The sequence below is a fragment of the Klebsiella sp. CN_Kp104 genome, from assembly GCF_040064515.1.
Taxonomy (GTDB): domain Bacteria; phylum Pseudomonadota; class Gammaproteobacteria; order Enterobacterales; family Enterobacteriaceae; genus Klebsiella; species Klebsiella aerogenes.
In genome coordinates this window covers 30,076-50,802 of sequence record NZ_JBEAII010000006.1, presented here as the reverse complement: position 1 = coordinate 50,802, position 20,727 = coordinate 30,076, and the positions used below count along the sequence as shown (strand labels likewise).

Sequence of the window (20,727 nt, the reverse complement as noted above, 5' to 3'; positions counted from 1 at the left end):
CTTTGCCTCCCCATATACTGAGGTGCAAAGTGTTGAAAAAACTGCTTCCCCTGCTGGCGCTGGTCGCCGCCCCGGTCTTTGCTAAACCGGTCCTGACCGTTTACACCTACGATTCATTCTCCGCCGACTGGGGGCCTGGCCCGGCGGTGAAAAAGGCCTTTGAGGCCGATTGCGGCTGCGAACTGAAATATGTCGCCCTCGAAGATGGCGTATCGCTGCTTAACCGGCTGCGAATGGAAGGCAAAAACAGCAAAGCCGATGTCGTGCTCGGCCTTGATAACAATCTGCTGGCAGCGGCGGCGCAGAGCAAACTGTTTGCCAAAAGCGGCGTGCCGGCCAGCGCAGTCACCGTACCCGGCGGCTGGGATAATGACACTTTTGTACCTTACGACTACGGCTACTTCGCCTTCGTGTATGACAAAAACAAGCTGAAAAATCCGCCGAAAAGCCTGAAAGATCTGGTCGAGAGCCCGCAGAAATGGCGCGTGATTTACGAAGACCCGCGCACCAGTACGCCGGGGCTCGGCCTGCTGCTGTGGATGCAAAAGGTGTATGGCGATAAGGCGCCGGAAGCCTGGCAGAAGCTGGCGGCCAAAACCGTCACCGTCACCAAGGGCTGGAGCGAAGCCTACGGCCTGTTCCTGAAAGGCGAAAGCGACCTGGTGTTGAGCTATACCACCTCGCCGGCTTATCACCTCATCGAAGAGAAAAAAGATAATTATGCCGCGGCGGACTTTACCGAAGGCCACTATCTGCAGGTTGAAGTCGCCGCGCGTACCGCCGCCAGCAAGCAGCCGGAACTGGCTGAGAAGTTCCTGAAATTTATGGTCTCGCCAGGCTTCCAGAACGCCATCCCCACCGGCAACTGGATGTACCCGGTGACCCAGGTGGCGCTGCCGGCTGGCTTCAACACGCTGACCAAACCGCAAACCACACTGCAGTTCACCCCGCAGCAGGTCGCCGCTGAACGTCAAAACTGGATCGGTTCATGGCAACGCGCCGTCAGCCGCTAAGTTTCGGCTGGTTGATCCCCGGCGCCGCGGCGGCCTGCTTACTGGTCATCGTAGCGCTGGCGGCGTTTCTGGCGCTGTGGTTGGAGGCGCCGCAGGCGCCCTGGCAGACGATCCTCAGCGATAGCTATCTCTGGCACGTCGTACGCTTTTCTTTCTGGCAGGCGTTTTTGTCGGCGCTGTTTTCGGTAGTGCCGGCGATATTCCTTGCCCGCGCCCTGTATCGCCGCCGCTTTCCGGGGCGCACGCTGCTGCTGCGCCTGTGCGCGATGACGTTGATCCTGCCGGTTCTGGTGGCGGTGTTCGGCATCCTCAGCGTCTATGGCCGCCAGGGTTGGCTCGCCGCTCTATTCCACGCGCTCGGCTGGCAGTGGGATTTCTCGCCATATGGCTTACAGGGCATCCTGCTGGCCCATGTGTTCTTTAATATGCCGATGGCGACCCGCCTGCTGCTGCAGGCGCTGGAAAACATCCCCGGCGAACAGCGGCAAATCGCCGCTCAGCTCGGCATGCGCGGTTTCGTCTTCTTCCGTCTTGTGGAATGGCCGTGGCTGCGTCGGCAGATCCCGCCGGTGGCCGCGCTGATTTTTATGCTGTGCTTCGCAAGTTTTGCCACCGTGCTGTCACTAGGCGGCGGGCCGCGGGCCACCACCATTGAGCTGGCTATCTATCAGGCGCTGAGCTTTGATTACGACCCGGCACGGGCGGCGCTGTTAGCGATTATTCAAATGATCTGCTGCCTTGGGCTGGTGCTGCTGAGCCAGCGCCTGAGCAAAGCCGTGGCGATCGGCGCCAGTCAGGTACAAGGCTGGCGCGACCCCGACGACCGTCTGCATAGTCGCCTGTGTGATTACGCGCTAATCGCGCTCGCTCTGCTGTTGCTGCTTCCGCCGCTACTGGCGGTGATCGTCGATGGTCTCAACGTCAATCTGCCGAAGGTGCTGGGCCAAGCCGCGCTATGGCAGGCGCTGTGGACCTCGCTGCGTATCGCCCTCGCCGCCGGTGTGCTCAGCGTTATCCTGACCATGATGCTGCTGTGGAGCAGTCGCGAACTGCGCGCCCGCAACCTGCCGCTGGCCGGGCAGACGCTGGAGCTCAGCGGTATGCTCATCCTCGCCATGCCGGGGATTGTGCTGGCGACCGGTTTCTTCCTGCTGCTCAATAACAGCGTCGGCCTGCCGGAATCCGCCGACGGGATTGTCATCTTTACCAACGCGCTGATGGCTATCCCCTATGCTCTGAAAGTGCTGGAAAATCCAATGCGCGATATTGCCGCCCGCTATGGCGCTTTGTGTCAGTCGTTGGGGCTACAAGGTTTTAACCGGCTGCGGGTAGTGGAGCTGCGTGCGCTGAAACGGCCGCTGGCGCAGGCCCTGGCTTTCGCCTGCGTGCTGTCAATCGGCGACTTCGGCGTGGTGGCGCTATTCGGCAATGAATCTTTCCGCACGCTGCCGTTCTATCTGTATCAGCAGATCGGCTCCTACCGCAGCCAGGACGGCGCGGTCACCGCCCTCCTGCTCCTGTTGCTGTGCTTTATCCTTTTTACTTTGATCGAGAAACTACCGGGACGCGATGCTAAAACTCAATGATGTCACCTGGCTGTATCAGCACTTGCCGATGCGCTTTACGCTCAGCGTCGAGCGCGGAGAGTGCATCGCCGTGCTCGGTCCCAGCGGCGCCGGAAAGAGCACGCTGCTGAATCTGATTGCCGGGTTTCTGCCCCCCGCCAGCGGTAGCCTGCTGATCGACGGCGAGAAGCATAACGCCACGCCGCCGGCACAGCGTCCGGTTTCTATGCTGTTTCAGGAGAACAACCTGTTTAACCATCTCACCGTCCGGCAGAATATTGGCCTCGGCATCCACCCCGGCCTGAAGCTGAACCGCGAGCAGCGCGCGCAGGTCACGGCGATAGCCGAACAAATGGGAATGGATACGCTGCTGGATCGCCTGCCTGGCGAGCTATCCGGCGGCCAGCGGCAGCGGGCGGCGCTGGCCCGCTGTCTGGTACGCCAACAGCCGGTGCTGCTGCTTGATGAACCCTTCTCGGCGCTCGATCCGGCACTACGCCAGGAGATGCTAACGCTGGTCGCCGATGTCTGTCAGCGGCAGCAGTTGACGCTGTTGATGGTATCGCACAGCGTGGAGGATGCGGCGCGCATTGCGCCTCGCTCCATCGTGGTCGCCGAAGGGCGCATTGCCTGGGACGGCGCCACTGACGATCTGTTAAGCGGCAACAGCAGCGCCTCGGCGCTGTTGGGAATTAGCGCAAAATGACCTTATGCAGGATCTCAAGGTAGACCGGCATCAGGGGGTGGCGGAAGACAAACGTTAGCGCCGCTACCGCCAGCGTCACCATCAACGGCGTCAGCCACAGCAGGCGTCCACGCGGTAACCAACGGGTCAGACGATCGCCGGAAGTTTTCGCGCTCCGCCACAGCCGCCAGCACAGCCAGCCCGCCAGCCACGCCAGCAGCGCCGCGCCCAGTAGCAGCCACTTGAAGCTGGCGCTGTTTTCATCGGCAGGAATATCTATCGCCGCCCCCGCCAGAATGCCGGGGAGGAAATAGAGCGGCGGCCAGAGCAGGCAGCCAATAATATTCGGCAGCACGAACTTCGCTACCGGCAGGTCGAGCATCCCGGCGACCATCGGCACCAATGGCCGCGTCGGTCCGACAAAGCGGCCAATCAGAATCGTCACCATGCTGTGCTGGTGCAGCGCGTGTTCGGTTTTCTCCAGCAACGCGCGATTTTTTTTCATAAACGACCAGCGGCGTAACGGCTTTTTAAAGCGCCAGCCGAGCCAGAATGAGATCCAGTCTCCCAACAGGCAGCCGACAATCCCCGCCAGCCACGCCTGCCAGAAGTTAACTTCGCCGCTGCCGATAAGCGCCCCCAGACCAGCCATCATGACCGTGCCGGGTAAGATAAGCCCCACTAGCGCCAGCGACTCAAGAAATGCCACCAGCATCACGGCTATCAACGAGTAGACCGTGGATTGGGTGATAAAGTGTTCCAGCAATGCCTGCATAATGTACCCGGTTAAAAAACGAAGCCCGGATTCTCCGGAGCCGTCACGTCGTCGTCAAGCCACCAATTGTCTTAATAGTTTACTGGCTGTGACATTTAAGCGGGTCATCATTTCACTTTCTTTACTTTTTATTCACATCCTGCGCGGAATTCACTGGGGCTGGCGCCGGTGCATTTTTTAAAGACTCGCGAAAAATAGAGCTGATCTTCGAAGCCAACGTTGCGGCCGACGCTGGCAATCGGCATCCGGGTGGTACTCAACAGCAGTTTGGCCTGGCTAATTCGCTGGTCTTCCCGCCAGCCAAGTACGCTTATCCCCAACTGCTGGCGAAACAGATGCGACAAACGAGAAGGCGACAAACAGACGTGCTGGGCGACGCTGGCGATATCGAAATGGCTGTCCGCCAGATGGTCGCTGATGTACTGACAGGCGTCGCGCACCCGGTTATCCAGCGGCGGATGCAGCGATTCGTTAATCGCCTCCATGCGCCGCAGTAGCAACTGTTCCAGCAGGTTAATCGCCAGCAGTTCGGAATAGCGCCCCGCCCCCTGCCCGGCGTCAACGATCTGCCCGAACAGTTCGCCAAACCGCGCCTGCCATTGCTCATCCGGGCGGAAAAAACCGGTATGGGCGAAGATCGTCGGCCAGTTGAGCCATTCATGCCAGTAGGCGCGTGGGCGGAAATAGACCCACTGGTGATACCACTCGCTGGCGTCGGGATGGCGGCCATAGTGGTGAATCTCCCCCGGCGGAAACAGCAGCATATCGCCGGGGCGACAGACGAACTGTTCGCCGTGGTTGTTGATCACCCCCTCGCCGCGGATCGTCAGGTTGAGAATATAGCCTTTCATGCCCAGCGGGCGGTCGATAAAGAAATCGAGATATCCCTGCGCCTCAATCGGCGTCAGGCCGGTGACCAGATGGGCGTTAAAGGAGTAGCCCGGCAGCAGCGGATCGTTTTGCGTTTCGGCCATAAGCGTCGTTCTCCACGAGTTTTTTGACACCAATTGTCCATATTCATCATTTTATCGCCATCCACGCTGTTTCGACTGCGATACCGGTGGGAATTTAGACAAAAACCCGCACAGCTAGCGAAAAAAGCGCTACCAGCACGCATTCCGCGTTGATCCAGCGCATAACAAAAGTGTCTATAAATACGGCAGGAAAGTCCACATCGAATATTTGCACGGCGTCACACTTTGCAAGGTGACAGCAATATAATCCATAAGATTAGCGAATACGGCCTGACGGATTTGGCCGGGGATATCTACTGTTGCTGCATGAATGATTTCAGCATGGAGTAACAAGATGGCAATTGCGATTGGCCTCGATTTTGGTAGTGACTCAGTACGCGCGCTGGCGGTGGAATGCGCTACCGGCGCGGAACTGGCCGCGAGCGTAGAGTGGTATCCACGCTGGCAGGAAGGGCTGTTCTGCGATGGGCCGAATAACCGCTTCCGCCATCACCCGCGCGATTACATTGAATCCATGGAATCAGCGCTGAAAAGCGTACTGGCGGCATTAAGCGCTGAACAACGGGCGACGGTGGTCGGTATCGGCGTCGACAGCACCGGCTCAACCCCGGCGCCGATTGATGCAGACGGAAACGTGCTGGCGCTGCGCGAAGAATTCGCTGACAACCCGAACGCCATGTTCGTGCTGTGGAAAGATCACACCGCGGTGGAAGAGGCGGAGGCCATCACCCGCCTGTGCCACGCGCCGGGTAAAGAAGACTACTCGCGCTATATCGGCGGCATCTACTCCAGCGAATGGTTCTGGGCCAAGATCCTTCACGTCACTCGCGAAGATAGCGCCGTCGCGCAGGCCGCGGCGTCGTGGATTGAGCTTTGTGACTGGGTACCCGCCCTGCTTTCCGGCACCACCCGTCCGCAGGATATCCGTCGCGGTCGCTGTAGCGCCGGCCACAAATCGTTGTGGCACGAAAGCTGGGGTGGACTGCCGCCCGCCAGTTTCTTCGACGAACTCGACCCGATTATTAACCGCCACCTTACCTGGCCACTATTCCGCGACACCTGGACCGCGGATCTCCCCGTCGGCAACCTGACCGCCGAATGGGCGCAGCGCCTCGGTCTGCCGGAAACGGTGGTCATTTCCGGCGGCGCCTTCGATTGCCATATGGGCGCGGTCGGCGCCGGCGCGCAGCCTAACGCGTTGGTTAAAGTGATCGGCACCTCCACCTGCGACATTCTGATCGCCGATAAACAGAGCGTGGGCAACCGCACGGTGAAAGGTATCTGCGGCCAGGTGGACGGCAGCGTGGTGCCGGATTTCATCGGTATGGAGGCCGGTCAGTCGGCATTCGGCGATATCTATGCCTGGTTTGGCCGCATTCTCGGCTGGCCGCTGGAACAGCTGGCCCAACAGCACCCTGAATTGCGCGAGCCAATCAAAGCCAGTCAAAAACAGCTGCTGCCTACGCTCACCGAAGCCTGGGCCAATAATCCGTCCCTCGATCACCTGCCGGTGGTGTTGGACTGGTTCAACGGCCGCCGCACGCCGAACGCCAACCAGCGGCTGAAAGGCGTTATTACCGATTTAAATCTGGCCACCGACGCCCCGGCATTGTTCGGCGGATTGATTGCCGCCACCGCCTTCGGCGCTCGCGCCATTATGGAGTGCTTCACCGATCAGGGCATTCCGGTGAATAACGTGATGGCGCTCGGCGGCATCGCACGCAAGAACCAGGTCATCATGCAGGCCTGCTGCGACGTCCTGAACCGCCCGCTGCAGATTGTCGCCTCCGATCAATGCTGCGCGTTGGGCGCCGCCATCTTCGCCGCCGTCGCCGCGGGCGTCTATCCGGATATCCCTGCCGCGCAGCGCAACATGGCAAGCGAGGTGGAAAACACCCTGCAGCCGCGCGCGCAACAGGCGCAACGTTTCGAACAACTGTATCAGCGCTACCAGCAGTGGTCGGCTAGCGCGGAACAACACTATCTCCCTTCGGCTGCAAAGGCGGAAAACGCCCCGCAATCTCCGGCAGCGCTCACCCATTAAGGATACGAAAATGACGATTTTTGATAACTATGAAGTATGGTTCGTAATTGGCAGCCAGCACCTGTATGGCCAGGAGACCCTACGCCAGGTGACGAAACATGCCGAACATGTGGTGAATAGCCTGAATGCGGAATCAAAACTGCCGTGCAAGCTGGTGCTGAAACCACTCGGCACCACGCCGGATGAAATCACGCATATTTGCCGCGACGCCAACTACGATGATAAATGCGCCGGATTAGTGGTCTGGCTGCACACCTTCTCGCCGGCGAAAATGTGGATTAACGGCCTGACGCTCCTCAACAAGCCGCTTCTGCAATTCCATACCCAATTCAACGCCTCCCTGCCATGGGACAGCATTGATATGGACTTTATGAACCTCAACCAGACCGCGCACGGCGGCCGCGAATTCGGCTTTATCGGCGCGCGCATGCGTCAGCAGCACAGCGTCGTCACCGGCCACTGGCAGGATAAAGAAGCGCACCAGCGCATCGGCGCGTGGATGCGCCAGGCGGTTTCTAAGCAGGATACCCGTCATCTGAAAGTGTGCCGCTTTGGCGATAACATGCGCGAAGTGGCGGTAACCGACGGTGATAAAGTGGCGGCGCAGATTAAGTTCGGCTTCTCGGTCAACACCTGGGCGGTCGGCGATCTGGTGCAGGTGGTGAATAGCATCAGCGACGGCGATATCAACGCGCTGGTCGATGAATACGAAAGCAGCTACCGCCTGACGCCAGCAGCGCAGGTGCACGGCGATAAGCGCCAGAACGTGCTGGACGCCGCGCGCATCGAACTGGGGATGAAACGCTTCCTTGAGCAAGGCGGTTTCCACGCCTTTACCACCACCTTTGAAGACCTTCACGGCCTGAAACAGCTGCCGGGTCTCGCCGTACAGCGCCTGATGCAACAGGGCTACGGCTTTGCCGGCGAAGGCGACTGGAAAACCGCCGCTCTGCTACGCATCATGAAAGTGATGTCGACCGGTCTGCAGGGCGGCACCTCTTTTATGGAGGATTACACCTATCACTTCGACAACGGCAACGATCTGGTGCTGGGCTCGCACATGCTGGAAGTGTGCCCAACTATCGCTACCGCCGAGAAGCCGATCCTCGACGTCCAGCCGCTGGGCATTGGCGGCAAGGCCGATCCGGCCCGTCTGATCTTCAACACCCAAACCGGCCCGGCGATCGTCGCCAGCCTGATTGATTTAGGCGATCGCTTCCGCCTGCTGGTCAACACCATCGAAACCGTCGCGACGCCGCACGATCTGCCGAAGCTGCCGGTGGCCAACGCGTTGTGGCAGGCGCAACCGGATCTACGTACCGCCTCGGAAGCCTGGATCATCGCCGGCGGCGCGCACCATACCGTCTTCAGCCATGCGCTAACCCTCGACGATATGCACCAGTTTGCCGAGCTGCAGGATATTGAACTGACCGTCATCGACAACGACACCCGCCTGCCGTCGTTCAAAGACGCGCTGCGCTGGAATGAAGTCTATTACGGTTCAAAACGCTAAGCGCACAAGCATAATGCCCGATGACAATCCGCTCATCGGGCAGGGAGAACAAGATGTTAGAAGATCTCAAACGCCAGGTGCTGGAGGCCAACTTAGCGCTACCGCAGCATAATCTGGTGACCTTAACCTGGGGTAACGTCAGCGCCGTCGATCGTGACAAAGGGGTATTGGTTATTAAACCCTCCGGCGTAGATTACGGCCTGATGACCGCTGACGACATGGTCGTCGTCAGTCTGGAGACCGGTGAAGTGGTGGAAGGCAACAAAAAGCCCTCTTCCGATACGCCGACCCATCGCCTGCTGTATCAGGCGTTTCCGACGCTTGGCGGGATTGTGCATACCCATTCGCGCCACGCCACCATCTGGGCGCAGGCCGGACAATCTATTCCGGCGACCGGCACCACCCACGCAGACTATTTTTATGGCCCGGTCCCCTGCACCCGGTTGATGACCGATGCGGAGATCAACGGCGAATATGAGTGGGAAACCGGCAATGTGATTGTCGAAACCTTCCGTCAGCAGGGAATCGATCCGGCGCAAATGCCCGGCGTGCTGGTGCATTCCCACGGCCCATTTGCCTGGGGTAAAAACGCCGAAGACGCGGTACACAATGCCATCGTGCTGGAGGAGATCGCCTATATGGGGATCTTCTGCCGCCAGCTGGCGCCGCAGTTGCCGGATATGCAGCAGACGCTGCTCGATAAGCACTATCTGCGTAAGCACGGGGCCAAAGCCTACTACGGCCAATAACGGCCGCTGGTTGGGCCATGTTGTAGAAACTGTTGTCGGTTTACAACTGTTTTGGTCCGGGAAAAACGTGTGTTTTGTGTTAATTCAGAGCACATTGCGCTCCCGGTTAATTTTTCTGCGTTATGTCTCTCATGGCGCAGGGAGCGCACAGAGGGCGGCCAGTCGCCGCCGCCCTCTGTACTCCCGGGCTCTGGCCGCCAAAATCGCCACTTCGTGGTGCCTTCGACTTATCCCTGCAGGCTTCGGGTCGGGCCGAGGCAGCGTCCTTGCAAATCACGGCCCTCAGCCCGCATCCATGCGGGCTGCCCCGGCCTTCCGGGAACGTCTCAGCGATTTTGAGGCCACCAACACCGGCAGTTTCAGCCAGCATGGTGAATAGAACCGTAGGCCGGATAAGGCGCAGCCGCCATCCGGCGCAAAGCGGCACCTGATCCACGGATATTGCCCGGCGGCGCTGCGCTTGCGCGGGCCTACAGATCACATGCCGGGCGTAGCCCGGATGAGGCGCAAGCCGAAATCCGGGGCAACCGCGGCGCTGAATGCCTGTATAAAACCCCAGCACCCATCGTGAAACCAGGCTATAATCAGGCCTGGTTTTTTATCGTTGAGAGCACGCGTGACGCAGCCGCAAGCAGGATTTTTACTCACCCGTCACTGGCGGGATACCCCGCAGGGAACGGAACTGGCCTTCTGGCTGGCGACCGATAACGGCCCGCTGCAGGTCACGCTGCCGCCGCAGGAATCCGTCGCGTTTATTCCTGAAGCGCAGCGGTCGCAGGCTGAACGTCTGCTGCAGGGTGAAAACGGCTATCGTCTGGCCCAGCTCGCGCTAAAAGATTTCCATCGCCAGCCGGTTTTCGGCCTGTACTGCCGCGGCCATCGCCAGCTGATGCGGCTGGAAAAAAAGCTACGTGAAAACGGCGTCACCGTTTACGAAGGCGATATCCGCCCGCCGGAGCGTTACCTGATGGAGCGCTTTATCACCGCCCCGGTTTGGGTAGAAGGCGAAACGCGGGGTTCACAGCTGGTTAACGCGCGCATGAAACCGCATCCGGACTATCGCCCGCCGCTGAAATGGGTCTCGCTGGATATCGAAACCAGCCGCCACGGCGAGCTCTACTGCATCGGCCTGGAAGGCTGCGGCCAGCGGGTGGTCTACATGCTGGGCCCCGAGCCCGCTACGCCGCCGGATGTGGGCTTCAGCCTGGTCTACGTTGCCAGCCGTCCGCTGCTGCTGGAAAAGCTCAACGCCTGGTTTGCCGAACACGATCCCGACGTGCTGATCGGCTGGAACGTGGTGCAGTTCGATCTGCGGGTCCTGCAAAAACACGCCGAGCGCTACCGCATCCCGCTGCTGCTCGGCCGCGGCAATAGCGAGCTGGAGTGGCGCGAGCACGGTTTTAAGAACGGCGTCTTTTTCGCCCAGGCCAACGGCCGGCTGATTATCGACGGCATCGAAGCGCTAAAATCGGCGTTCTGGAACTTCTCCTCATTTTCACTCGAGGCCGTCGCCCGCGAGCTGCTGGGCGAAGGTAAAGCTATCGACAACCCGTGGGATCGGATGGACGAAATCGATCGCCGCTTTCATGAAGATAAACCGGCGCTGGCCACCTATAACCTACAGGATTGCGAGCTGGTGACACGGATCTTTCACAAGACGGAGATCATGCCGTTTCTGCTCGAACGGGCGACGGTCAACGGTCTGCCCGCCGATCGCCACGGCGGATCGGTCGCCGCCTTCAGCCATCTCTATTTCCCACGCATGCACCGGCTGGGCTACGTGGCGCCGAATCTCGGCGAAATTCCCCCGCAGGCCAGTCCCGGCGGCTACGTCATGGACTCCCGCCCCGGCCTGTATGACTCGGTACTGGTGCTGGACTACAAAAGCCTGTATCCGTCGATCATCCGCACCTTTTTAATCGATCCGGTCGGCCTGGTTGAAGGGCTGGCGCAGCCCGATGACCGCCACAGCACCGAAGGATTTCTCGGCGCCCGCTTCTCGCGTGAAAAGCACTGCCTGCCAGGCATCGTCGGGCAGATCTGGCACGGCCGCGATGAAGCCAAGCGTCAGCATAATAAGCCGCTGTCGCAGGCGCTGAAGATCATCATGAACGCCTTTTACGGCGTGCTGGGGACCAGCGCCTGCCGCTTTTTCGATCCACGGCTGGCGTCGTCGATCACCATGCGCGGCCACGCGATCATGCGCCAGACCAAAGCGCTGATTGAAGCCCAGGGCTATGACGTTATCTACGGCGATACCGACTCCACCTTCGTCTGGCTCAAACGCCCGCATAGCGAAGCGCAGGCGGCGGAAATCGGCCGCAAGCTGGTTGCCTATGTCAACGACTGGTGGGCGCAGGAATTGGGTAAAAGCCAACTGACCAGCGCGCTGGAGCTGGAGTATGAAACCCACTTTTGCCGCTTTTTAATGCCGACGATCCGCGGCGCCGATACCGGCAGTAAAAAACGTTATGCCGGGATGATTCAGGAAGGCGATACCCAGCGCATGGTGTTCAAGGGGCTGGAGACGGTACGCACCGACTGGACGCCGCTGGCCCAGCAGTTTCAACAGGAGCTGTATCTACGCATCTTCCGCCATCAGCCGTATCAGGATTATGTGCGGGAGACTATCGCCAGGCTGATGAACGGCGAGCTCGATGAGCAACTGGTTTATCGCAAGCGCCTGCGCCGACCGCTGGCAGAGTATCAACGTAACGTGCCGCCGCACGTGCGCGCCGCGAGGCTGGCGGATGAACACAACGTGAAGCTTGGACGGGCGCAGCAGTATCAGCAGCGCGGCACCATTAAATATGTCTGGACTACCGGCGGCCCGGAGCCGGTGGATTACCAGCAGTCGCCGCTCGATTACGATCACTATCTGTCAAAGCAATTGCAGCCGGTGGCGGAAGGAATCCTTCCCTTCGTCAACGACGACTTTGCTACAATAGTGACAGGGCAACTGGGGCTATTTTGACAGGTGACTAACACCGCGGCATCCAGTACCATAGCGCCCTTTCCATTCCTGGACCCAATTTTGATTCCTCAGCGTAACTATGCTGAGGATGCACTATTGCCTGCAATTAAAGAACAAAGAGCCGAACACATATGCCTTTTACACTTGGTCAACGCTGGATTAGCGATACAGAGAGCGAACTAGGACTAGGGACAGTGGTAGCGCTGGATGCGCGCATGGTCACTCTCCTTTTCCCCGCCATCGGCGAAAACCGTCTGTACTCTCGCAACGATTCCCCGATTACCCGCGTGATGTTTAACCCGGGTGATACCATTACCAGCCACGAAGGCTGGCAGCTCCACGTTGACGAAGTAAATGAAGAAAATGGGCTGCTGTCCTACACCGGCACCCGCCTGGATACGCAAGAAGAACATGTTACCCTGCGCGAAGTCCTGCTCGATAGTAAGCTCGCCTTCAGCAAGCCGCAGGACCGCCTGTTCGCCGGGCAAATCGACCGGATGGACCGCTTTGCCCTGCGCTACCGCGCGCGTAAGTTCCAGAGCGAACAGTACCGCATGCCGTGGAGCGGCCTGCGCGGCCAGCGCACCAGCCTGATCCCGCACCAGTTAAATATTGCCCACGACGTAGGCCGTCGTCACGCGCCGCGCGTTCTGCTGGCCGATGAAGTGGGCTTAGGTAAAACCATCGAAGCCGGGATGATCCTCCACCAGCAGCTGCTCTCCGGCGCCGCCGAGCGCGTGCTGATCGTGGTCCCGGAAACCCTCCAGCACCAGTGGCTGGTGGAAATGCTGCGCCGCTTCAACCTGCGCTTCTCGCTGTTTGACGACGAACGCTATGCCGAAGCGCAGCACGACGCCTACAACCCGTTCGAAACCGAACAGCTGGTGATCTGTTCCTTAGACTTCGTACGCCGCAGCAAGCAGCGCCTGGAGCACCTGTGCGACGCCGAGTGGGACCTGATGGTGGTCGATGAAGCGCACCACCTGGTGTGGAGCGAAGAGGCGCCGAGCCGTGAATATCAGGCCATTGAACAGCTGGCCGAACGCGTACCGGGCATCCTGTTGTTGACCGCGACGCCGGAACAGCTGGGCATGGAGAGCCACTTTGCGCGCCTGCGTCTGCTGGATCCAAACCGCTTCCACGATTTTGAACAGTTTGTTGAAGAACAGCAAAACTATCGCCCGGTCGCCGACGCCGTCGCCCTGCTGCTGGCGGGCAACAAGCTAAACGATAATGAACTCAATACCCTTGGCGATCTGATCGGCGAGCAGGATATCGAGCCGCTGCTGCAGGCTGCCAACAGCGATCGTGAAGATGCTCAGGCCGCGCGCCAGGAGCTGGTTTCGATGCTGATGGACCGCCACGGCACCAGCCGCGTGCTGTTCCGTAACACCCGTAACGGCGTGAAAGGTTTCCCGAAACGTGAGCTGCACACTATTCGCCTGCCGCTACCGACCCAGTACCAGACGGCCATCAAGGTCTCCGGTATTATGGGCGCGCGCAAAACCGCGGAAGAGCGCGCGCGCGATATGCTTTATCCGGAGCAGATCTATCAGGAGTTTGAAGGCGATACCGGCACCTGGTGGAACTTCGATCCGCGCGTCGAATGGCTGATGGGTTACCTGACCAGCCACCGTTCGCAGAAAGTGCTGGTGATTTGCGCCAAAGCCGCCACCGCGCTGCAGCTGGAGCAGGTACTGCGCGAGCGCGAAGGTATTCGCGCCGCGGTATTCCATGAAGGGATGTCGATTATCGAACGCGACCGCGCCGCGGCGTGGTTTGCCGAAGAAGACACCGGCGCGCAGGTGTTGCTGTGTTCCGAAATCGGCTCCGAAGGGCGTAACTTCCAGTTCGCCAGCAACCTGGTGATGTTCGACCTGCCGTTTAACCCGGATCTGCTGGAGCAGCGTATTGGCCGTCTCGACCGTATCGGCCAGGCGCACGATATCCAGATCCACGTGCCGTATCTGGAAAAAACCGCGCAGTCGGTGCTGGTGCGCTGGTATCACGAAGGGCTCGACGCCTTCGAACATACCTGCCCGACCGGCCGTACCGTCTACGACAGCGTCCATGATGAGCTGATAAACTACCTTGCCGCGCCAGAATCCACCGATGGCTTCGACGATCTGATCAAATCCTGCCGCCAGCAGCATGAAGCGCTGAAAGCGCAGCTGGAACAGGGCCGCGACCGTCTGCTGGAGATCCACTCCAACGGCGGCGAAAAAGCGCAGGCCCTGGCGGAGAGCATCGAAGAGCAGGATGACGATACCAGCCTGATCGCCTTCTCAATGAACCTGTTCGATATCGTCGGCATCAACCAGGATGACCGCGGCGAAAACCTGATCGTCCTGACCCCGTCCGATCATATGCTGGTGCCGGATTTCCCGGGCCTGCCGGAAGATGGCTGCACCATTACCTTCGAGCGTGACGTGGCGCTGTCGCGTGAAGACGCGCAGTTCATCACCTGGGAACACCCGCTGATTCGCAACGGTCTGGATCTGATCCTCTCCGGTGATACCGGTAGCAGCACCATTTCGCTGCTGAAGAACAAGGCGCTGCCGGTTGGCACACTGCTGCTGGAGTTAATCTACGTCGTCGAAGCGCAGGCGCCGAAGCAATTACAGCTTAACCGCTTCCTGCCGGCGACCCCGGTTCGCATGCTGCTGGATAAAAACGGCAACAACCTCGCCGCGCAGGTGGAGTTCGAAAGCTTCAACCGCCAGTTGAGCGCGGTCAACCGCCATACCGGTAGCAAACTGGTCAACGCGGTGCAGCAGGACGTTCACGCGATTCTGCAGCAGGGCGAAGCGCAGATAGCCAAAGCGGCGCAGGCGCTGATCGACGCGGCGCGTAACGAAGCCGATGATAAACTGACGGCTGAACTGTCGCGTCTCGAAGCGCTGAAAGCGGTGAACCCGAACATCCGTGACGACGAACTGGCGGCGATCGAAAGCAACCGCCAGCAGGTGATGGATGCGCTGGCGCAGGCCGGGTGGCGTCTGGACGCGCTGCGTCTGATCGTCGTCACTCACCAGTAACGGAACGCGAAAATGGCGATGGAAAACTACAATCCGCCGCAGGATCCCTGGCTGGTGATTCTGTATCAGGATGAGCACATTATGGTGGTCAACAAGCCGAGCGGCTTGTTGTCCGTGCCCGGCAGGCTGGAGGAGCATAAGGATAGCGTGATGACGCGTATCCAGCGCGATTTCCCGCAGGCCGAATCGGTGCATCGCCTGGATATGGCTACCAGCGGCGTGATTGTGGTGGCGCTGAATAAGGCCGCCGAGCGTGAACTAAAGCGTCAGTTCCGCGAGCGCGAGCCGAAAAAGCAGTACGTCGCCCGCGTCTGGGGTCATCCGCAGCCTGCGGAAGGTCTGGTGGATTTACCGCTAATTTGCGACTGGCCGAACCGGCCAAAGCAGAAGGTGTGTTATGAAACCGGCAAAGCGGCGCAAACCGAATATGAAGTGCTGGAGTACGCGGAGGACAACACCGCCCGCGTGCGCCTGAAGCCGATTACCGGGCGCTCGCATCAGCTTCGCGTGCATATGCTGGCGTTAGGGCATCCGATCCTCGGCGACCGCTTTTACGCCACGCCGGAGGCGCTGGCGATGGCCCCGCGCCTGCTACTGCATGCAGAAACGTTAACCATCACCCATCCCGCCTACGGCAACGCGATGACCTTCCGCGCGCCGATCGACTTTTAAGTCATTATCCGGACGCCCCCGGTTGCGCTACGCCGCCGGGGAAATCTCTAACGCTAACGCGATTAATCGCGGGCGAACCACGCATCAATCATCTGTTCAACGCGAGCGACCACCAGCCCGGTGTCGTGACGACGGCTGCGCGCGCAGGCGTGGGCCGGTTCATCGCACAGCAGGCAGCGGCGCATCGCTTCGCCCTGCGCCTGGCGGCTAATCAGCCCCGCTTGCGGACAAATGACATCGATATCCCACAGGCGACCCAGCGGATGATTCTGTTCCAGTTCGCTGCATAGCGCTTTGATCTCTTCCGCGGAGTGCTCAACGCACCACATCGCTTCCGGGCCGGTAGGCAGCCACAACACCTGGCGGTCGAGCGTTTTCCAACGCTGCTGCCACAGAAGTTGGTCACAGGCCTGCAGCGCAACACCCATCATATTGCGATAGCGAATACTGTCTTTTACCGCCCCTGGCGTTACCAGGGTGAGAGAAATGACCGGTTGTTGATAATGGTTGAGCCAGTCTTGTTGACGGGCTGCGCGCTGCTCTTTCGCCGCCAGCAGATTTTCCATGCTGACGCCCGCCCGGGCGGGAGTATGCACTGACATTCTTTCCTCTCCTTTAATGATCAAAAAGACAGCTCGGGGCTGCCGTCGCTATCGCGGATAACGCCGCCTATTGTATCGCTAATTGCACAGAATTTAGGATGCAGGACAAAGAAATTTTCTTCGTCCTGCGGAGGGAAATGGCAGTTTTTGCTATTAGCGCAGCACTAAATCACGATAAGAAATGACTTAAGAACAGCAGCCCTAACGACACATTAATCGCGCCGCCGATACGGGTGGCTATCTGGGCGAAGGGCATCAGGTTCATACGGTTACCGGAAGTCAGGATAGCGACGTCGCCGGTGCCGCCCTGCCCGCTCTGGCAACAGGAGACAATCGCCACGTCGACCGGATGCATCCCCATTTTTTTGCCGACGAAGAACCCGGTGGCCACCAACGCCGACACGGTGCAAACAATGACCAGCAGGTTGGTCAGCGTGAAGGCGTTTACCAGCTCCTGCCACGGGGTAATCGCCACGCCGACGGCAAACAGAATCGGGTAAGTCACCGCGGTACGGAAGAATTTATACACCACCTGCGAGCCCTCCTGCAGGCGCGGCGAAACGACATTCGCCAGCTTCAGCAGCACCGCGAGGAACAACATGCCAACCGGCGCCGGCAGGCCAATCAATTTGTGTCCCAGCATGCCCATCATATACAGCAGCACCGCCAGCAGCGCGCCAGAGGCCAGCGTCGCCACATCCGTTTTACCGCCAAATCCTTCGCTTTCGCTCAGGCTGCGGGTTTCATTACTGCGGTTCGGCATTAGCTGGCCTTCGCCGGTCAGATGCGGGAAGCGTTTACCAAGCTGGTTCAGACAGCCGGCGATGACAATCGCCGTCAGACTGCCCAGCATCACCATCGGCAGCACGCGTCCCAGCGCAACGCCCTGATCCATATGCATCAGCGCCGCATAGCCAATCGACAGCGGGATCGCCCCCTCGCCCACGCCGCCGGCCATAATCGGCAGCACGATAAAGAAGAAGACCTGGAACGGATCCATCCCCAACAGACTGCCAACTCCCACGCCGACCAACATACCGACAACTTCGCCGCACAGCATCGGCAGGAAGATCTTCAGGAACCCCTGAATCAACGTGGTGCGGTTCATGCTCATAATGCTGCCAACGATAATGCAGCAGATGTAGAGATAAAGAATATTGGTCGATTTATAGAATTTGGTGGTGGATTCAACCACCACATCCGGCAGCAGGCCGTAATGGACCAGCGCGGAAGGAATAAAGGTGGCGCAAATCGCCGCCGCGCCAAGCTTACCAAGTACCGGCAGGCGCTTGCCGAACTCGCCGCAGGCAAAACCGAAGAAGGCCAGCGTCGCCACCATCACCACGATATCGCTCGGCAGCTTGCCGCCAAGGCAGTCCAGCGCGATAAGACCGCCGGCCAACAAAAATAGCGGCAGCGGGATAATCCCCACTTTCCAGCTATCCATCACGTGCCACCAGCGCTGCTTCAGCGAGGCCTTCGGTTTGTTAATAGGTTCAAGGGTTGCAGAGAATGCGTTGTCTGTGGTGCTCATAAATTCAGCCCTGTAGTTATTATTCCTGTTCAGGGTAGAGGGGGGAGCACGGCGTTAATGTGAGAGGGGGCAGATTAAAAAAGAAGTTTTAATGGTCGTTATGGTTTTTATGGTTTCTATTGACTCTAGTGATATATATCTAATTTCTTAGCGTGGTTTTTATGGTTTTTTTAATAACCGGATAATTACCCTTTATAAATAGGCGCCAGTAGATAAATTATCCTTCTGGCCGCTGACGATATCGTTGCCGCATCTCAAATACTGTGCGCATAACTATGAAAGTTTCATTTCAATTTAAGCTGTTCATCTCCCTGGTGGCCTTTTTCTCCATCTTATTCGCTCTGCTTGGGGTCTATTATTATCTCGACGCCAGCCGCCAGCTGTATCAGGAAATGAGCGCCAGGGCGAAAATTCAGGCCGAAGAGATTGCGCTGATGCCCAATCTGCGCCAGCAGGTTAGCCTGCACGACCCGCAGGCTATCAGCGCCTTTATGAAGCAAATCGCCGTCCACAGCGACGCCAGCTTTATCGTCATCGGTGATGATAAAGGCGTGCATCTGTTTCATTCCGTACACCCGGAATGGGTCGGCACCCGCTTAGTGGGCGGCGATAACCAGGCGGTGCTGGAAGGCAAAACTATCACCACCATCCGTAAAGGTGGTTTAGGCGTCTCGCTACGCAGTAAAACGCCCATTGTCGATGATAACGGGAGGGTGATTGGCATTGTCTCCGTCGGCTATCTGACCAGCTATCTCGACAGCATCACCGTGCAAAAGGTGGTGAATATTTTTGTCGCCGCCATTCTGTTGCTGATCGCCCTGTTTATCTTCTCCTGGTATTTTACCCGCAGTATTAAAAAACAGATTTTTTCGCTGGAGCCGCGCGAAATTGGCCTGCTGGTACGCCAGCAAAAAGCGATGATGGAATCGATTTTCGAAGGAGTTATCGTTATCGACAGCCAGCGAAGAATTGAAGTGATTAACCACGCCGCCCGCAGCCTGCTGGGACTTAAGCAGCCCGCGCATCTGCTGCGCGGCAAATCGATTGATAGCGTGATCGCCCCGCAGCCGTTCTTCGCCAGCGACGCCATGCTGGCGAATGATACTCACGATGAACTGTGTCGCTTTAACCAGTTGACGGTACTCGCCAGCCGGGTGCGCATCATGCTGGAAAACTCGCTGCAGGGCTGGGTGATCACCTTCCGCGACCGCGATGAAATTAACGCCCTCACCGCTCAGCTAAGCCAGGTGAAACGCTATGTCGATAACCTGCGCATTATGCGCCACGAACAGCTCAACCGCATGACCACGCTCTCCGGCCTGCTGCATATGGGCCACTACGACGAAGCTATTCGCTATATACAGGCGCAATCGGAGCATGCCCAGGAGCTACTGGACTTCATCTCCTCGCGTTTCCGATCGCCGACGCTATGCGGCCTGCTGCTGGGTAAAGCCACCCGCGCCTATGAAAAAGGCGTTGAACTGAGCTTTGATCCGGCCTGCCGTATCGATCGCCCGCTGTCGTCGCTGATGGAGTCGGAACTTATTTCGATCATCGGCAATCTGCTGGATAACGCCATTGAAGCCACGCAACGCGCCGAACTACCGCACGAGCCGGTCGAGGTACTGATTCAACTCAACGCCCGCGAGCTGATGATTGAGGTGGCCGACCGCGGTGTCGGTATCCGCCCGGATATCCGCGAGCGTATTTTTGAACGTGGAGTGACGACGAAAACCCGTGGCGATCACGGTATTGGTCTGTATCTTATTGAACATTATGTGACCCAGGCTGGCGGCACGATTGAAGTCGCCGATAATGCGCCGCGCGGAACGATATTTACTCTGTTTATTCCCGCCGACCCGCCAGCCCATCCGCAACCGGAGACCAACGATGCATCATGATCTGGTCGATGTGCTGATCATCGAAGATGAAAACGAGCTGGCCCGCCTGCACGCCGAGCTCATTCAGAAACACCCGCGCATGCGGCTGGCGGGAACGGCCGCCTCGCTTTCCCAGGCACGGCAGATGCTGAACGCCAGACCACCGCAGTTGGTCCTGCTGGATAATTATCTGCCGGACGGCAAAGGCGTTACGCTGATGACCGACCCGCTTCTGGCCAACGCCAATTGTTCGGTCATTTTCATCACCGCCGCCAGCGATATGGAAACCTGCAGCCAGGCGATACGCAATGGCGCCTTCGACTACATTCTCAAGCCGGTCTCATGGAAACGGTTGAGCCAGTCGCTGGAGCGCTTTATTCAGTTTTATGACCAGCAGCGGGAATGGAAAATCGTCGATCAGCAAAACGTTGATTCCCTGTATCAGCTGCAGGCCAAAAATTTTCGCGCCGATAACGGCAGCAAGGGCATCGAGGAAAAGACCCTGGCGCTGGTGCAAAATTTATTTCATGGCCGCGAAACGCACTGCTTTTCAGTGGACGAAGTGGTCAGCGAAACCGGACTGAGCAAGACCACCGCCCGTCGTTATCTCGAGCACTGCGTAGAAGTGAGTTTTCTGGAAGTGGAAATGCTGTACGGTAAGATTGGCCACCCGCGGCGGATGTATCGCCGCGCGCGGGGCGCGAACTAA

The 20,727-nt window shown here is 58.8% G+C and carries 15 protein-coding genes; 11 read left to right on the top strand and 4 right to left on the bottom strand.

Annotated elements, in window-relative coordinates:
• Positions 1-29: 29 nt before the first annotated feature.
• Genes thiB through thiQ form a run of 3 tightly spaced genes read left to right on the top strand, consistent with a single transcriptional unit; the run spans position 30 to position 3,284 of the window.
• On the top strand, positions 30-1,013 hold the full coding sequence (thiB, locus tag ABLU80_RS09255) for a thiamine ABC transporter substrate binding subunit (RefSeq protein WP_047052912.1): 984 nt from the start codon (positions 30-32) through the stop codon (positions 1,011-1,013).
• A complete protein-coding gene (gene thiP / locus ABLU80_RS09250) occupies positions 989-2,599 on the top strand; it encodes a thiamine/thiamine pyrophosphate ABC transporter permease ThiP (protein WP_032709877.1) in 1,611 nt (536 codons plus the stop codon). Before thiB ends, thiP begins: the two co-directional genes overlap by 25 nt.
• Positions 2,583-3,284, top strand: coding sequence for a thiamine ABC transporter ATP-binding protein ThiQ (gene thiQ / locus ABLU80_RS09245; RefSeq protein ID WP_348849918.1), 702 nt, complete (start codon positions 2,583-2,585; stop codon positions 3,282-3,284). The genes thiP and thiQ overlap by 17 nt, the downstream gene beginning before the upstream one ends.
• Here thiQ and ABLU80_RS09240 read toward each other — a convergent pair.
• A complete protein-coding gene (locus ABLU80_RS09240) occupies positions 3,271-4,038 on the bottom strand; it encodes a DedA family protein (RefSeq protein ID WP_348849917.1) in 768 nt (255 codons plus the stop codon). The genes thiQ and ABLU80_RS09240 overlap by 14 nt on opposite strands.
• Positions 4,039-4,166: 128 nt before the next feature.
• A complete protein-coding gene (gene araC / locus ABLU80_RS09235) occupies positions 4,167-5,012 on the bottom strand; it encodes an arabinose operon transcriptional regulator AraC (RefSeq protein WP_015368277.1) in 846 nt (281 codons plus the stop codon).
• Positions 5,013-5,346: 334 nt separating this feature from the next.
• Between araC and araB the strand changes: the two genes are divergently transcribed.
• The 6 genes from araB (at position 5,347) to rluA (ending at position 16,002) form a co-directional block, all read left to right on the top strand.
• Positions 5,347-7,056: a ribulokinase gene (araB, locus tag ABLU80_RS09230; protein WP_348849916.1), complete on the top strand. Its 1,710-nt coding sequence runs from the start codon at positions 5,347-5,349 to the stop codon at positions 7,054-7,056.
• A gap of 10 nt (positions 7,057-7,066) precedes the next feature.
• Positions 7,067-8,569, top strand: a complete 1,503-nt coding sequence (gene araA, locus ABLU80_RS09225; protein ID WP_348849915.1) for an L-arabinose isomerase — start codon at positions 7,067-7,069, stop codon at positions 8,567-8,569.
• A gap of 53 nt (positions 8,570-8,622) precedes the next feature.
• A complete protein-coding gene (gene araD, locus ABLU80_RS09220; RefSeq protein ID WP_015368280.1) occupies positions 8,623-9,318 on the top strand; it encodes an L-ribulose-5-phosphate 4-epimerase in 696 nt (231 codons plus the stop codon).
• A gap of 616 nt (positions 9,319-9,934) precedes the next feature.
• Complete coding sequence (gene polB, locus ABLU80_RS09215) at positions 9,935-12,292, top strand: DNA polymerase II (protein WP_242814382.1); 2,358 nt, start codon at positions 9,935-9,937, stop codon at positions 12,290-12,292.
• Positions 12,293-12,423: 131 nt separating this feature from the next.
• Positions 12,424-15,330, top strand: a complete 2,907-nt coding sequence (gene rapA, locus ABLU80_RS09210; RefSeq protein ID WP_015704377.1) for an RNA polymerase-associated protein RapA — start codon at positions 12,424-12,426, stop codon at positions 15,328-15,330.
• A 12-nt stretch (positions 15,331-15,342) separates the two neighbouring features.
• Complete coding sequence (gene rluA / locus ABLU80_RS09205; protein ID WP_002888348.1) at positions 15,343-16,002, top strand: bifunctional tRNA pseudouridine(32) synthase/23S rRNA pseudouridine(746) synthase RluA; 660 nt, start codon at positions 15,343-15,345, stop codon at positions 16,000-16,002.
• A gap of 62 nt (positions 16,003-16,064) precedes the next feature.
• Here the strand turns inward: rluA and citX are convergent, their stop codons facing one another.
• Both citX and ABLU80_RS09195 read right to left on the bottom strand, forming a co-directional pair.
• Complete coding sequence (gene citX, locus ABLU80_RS09200) at positions 16,065-16,604, bottom strand: citrate lyase holo-[acyl-carrier protein] synthase (RefSeq protein ID WP_015368283.1); 540 nt, start codon at positions 16,602-16,604, stop codon at positions 16,065-16,067.
• Positions 16,605-16,773: 169 nt separating this feature from the next.
• Positions 16,774-18,138, bottom strand: coding sequence for a 2-hydroxycarboxylate transporter family protein (locus ABLU80_RS09195; protein ID WP_015368284.1), 1,365 nt, complete (start codon positions 18,136-18,138; stop codon positions 16,774-16,776).
• A gap of 275 nt (positions 18,139-18,413) precedes the next feature.
• Here ABLU80_RS09195 and ABLU80_RS09190 point away from each other — a divergent pair, with 275 nt between their 5' ends.
• Both ABLU80_RS09190 and ABLU80_RS09185 read left to right on the top strand, forming a co-directional pair.
• Complete coding sequence (locus tag ABLU80_RS09190; RefSeq protein WP_348849914.1) at positions 18,414-20,039, top strand: sensor histidine kinase; 1,626 nt, start codon at positions 18,414-18,416, stop codon at positions 20,037-20,039.
• Positions 20,029-20,727: a response regulator gene (locus ABLU80_RS09185; RefSeq protein WP_015368286.1), complete on the top strand. Its 699-nt coding sequence runs from the start codon at positions 20,029-20,031 to the stop codon at positions 20,725-20,727. The genes ABLU80_RS09190 and ABLU80_RS09185 overlap by 11 nt, the downstream gene beginning before the upstream one ends.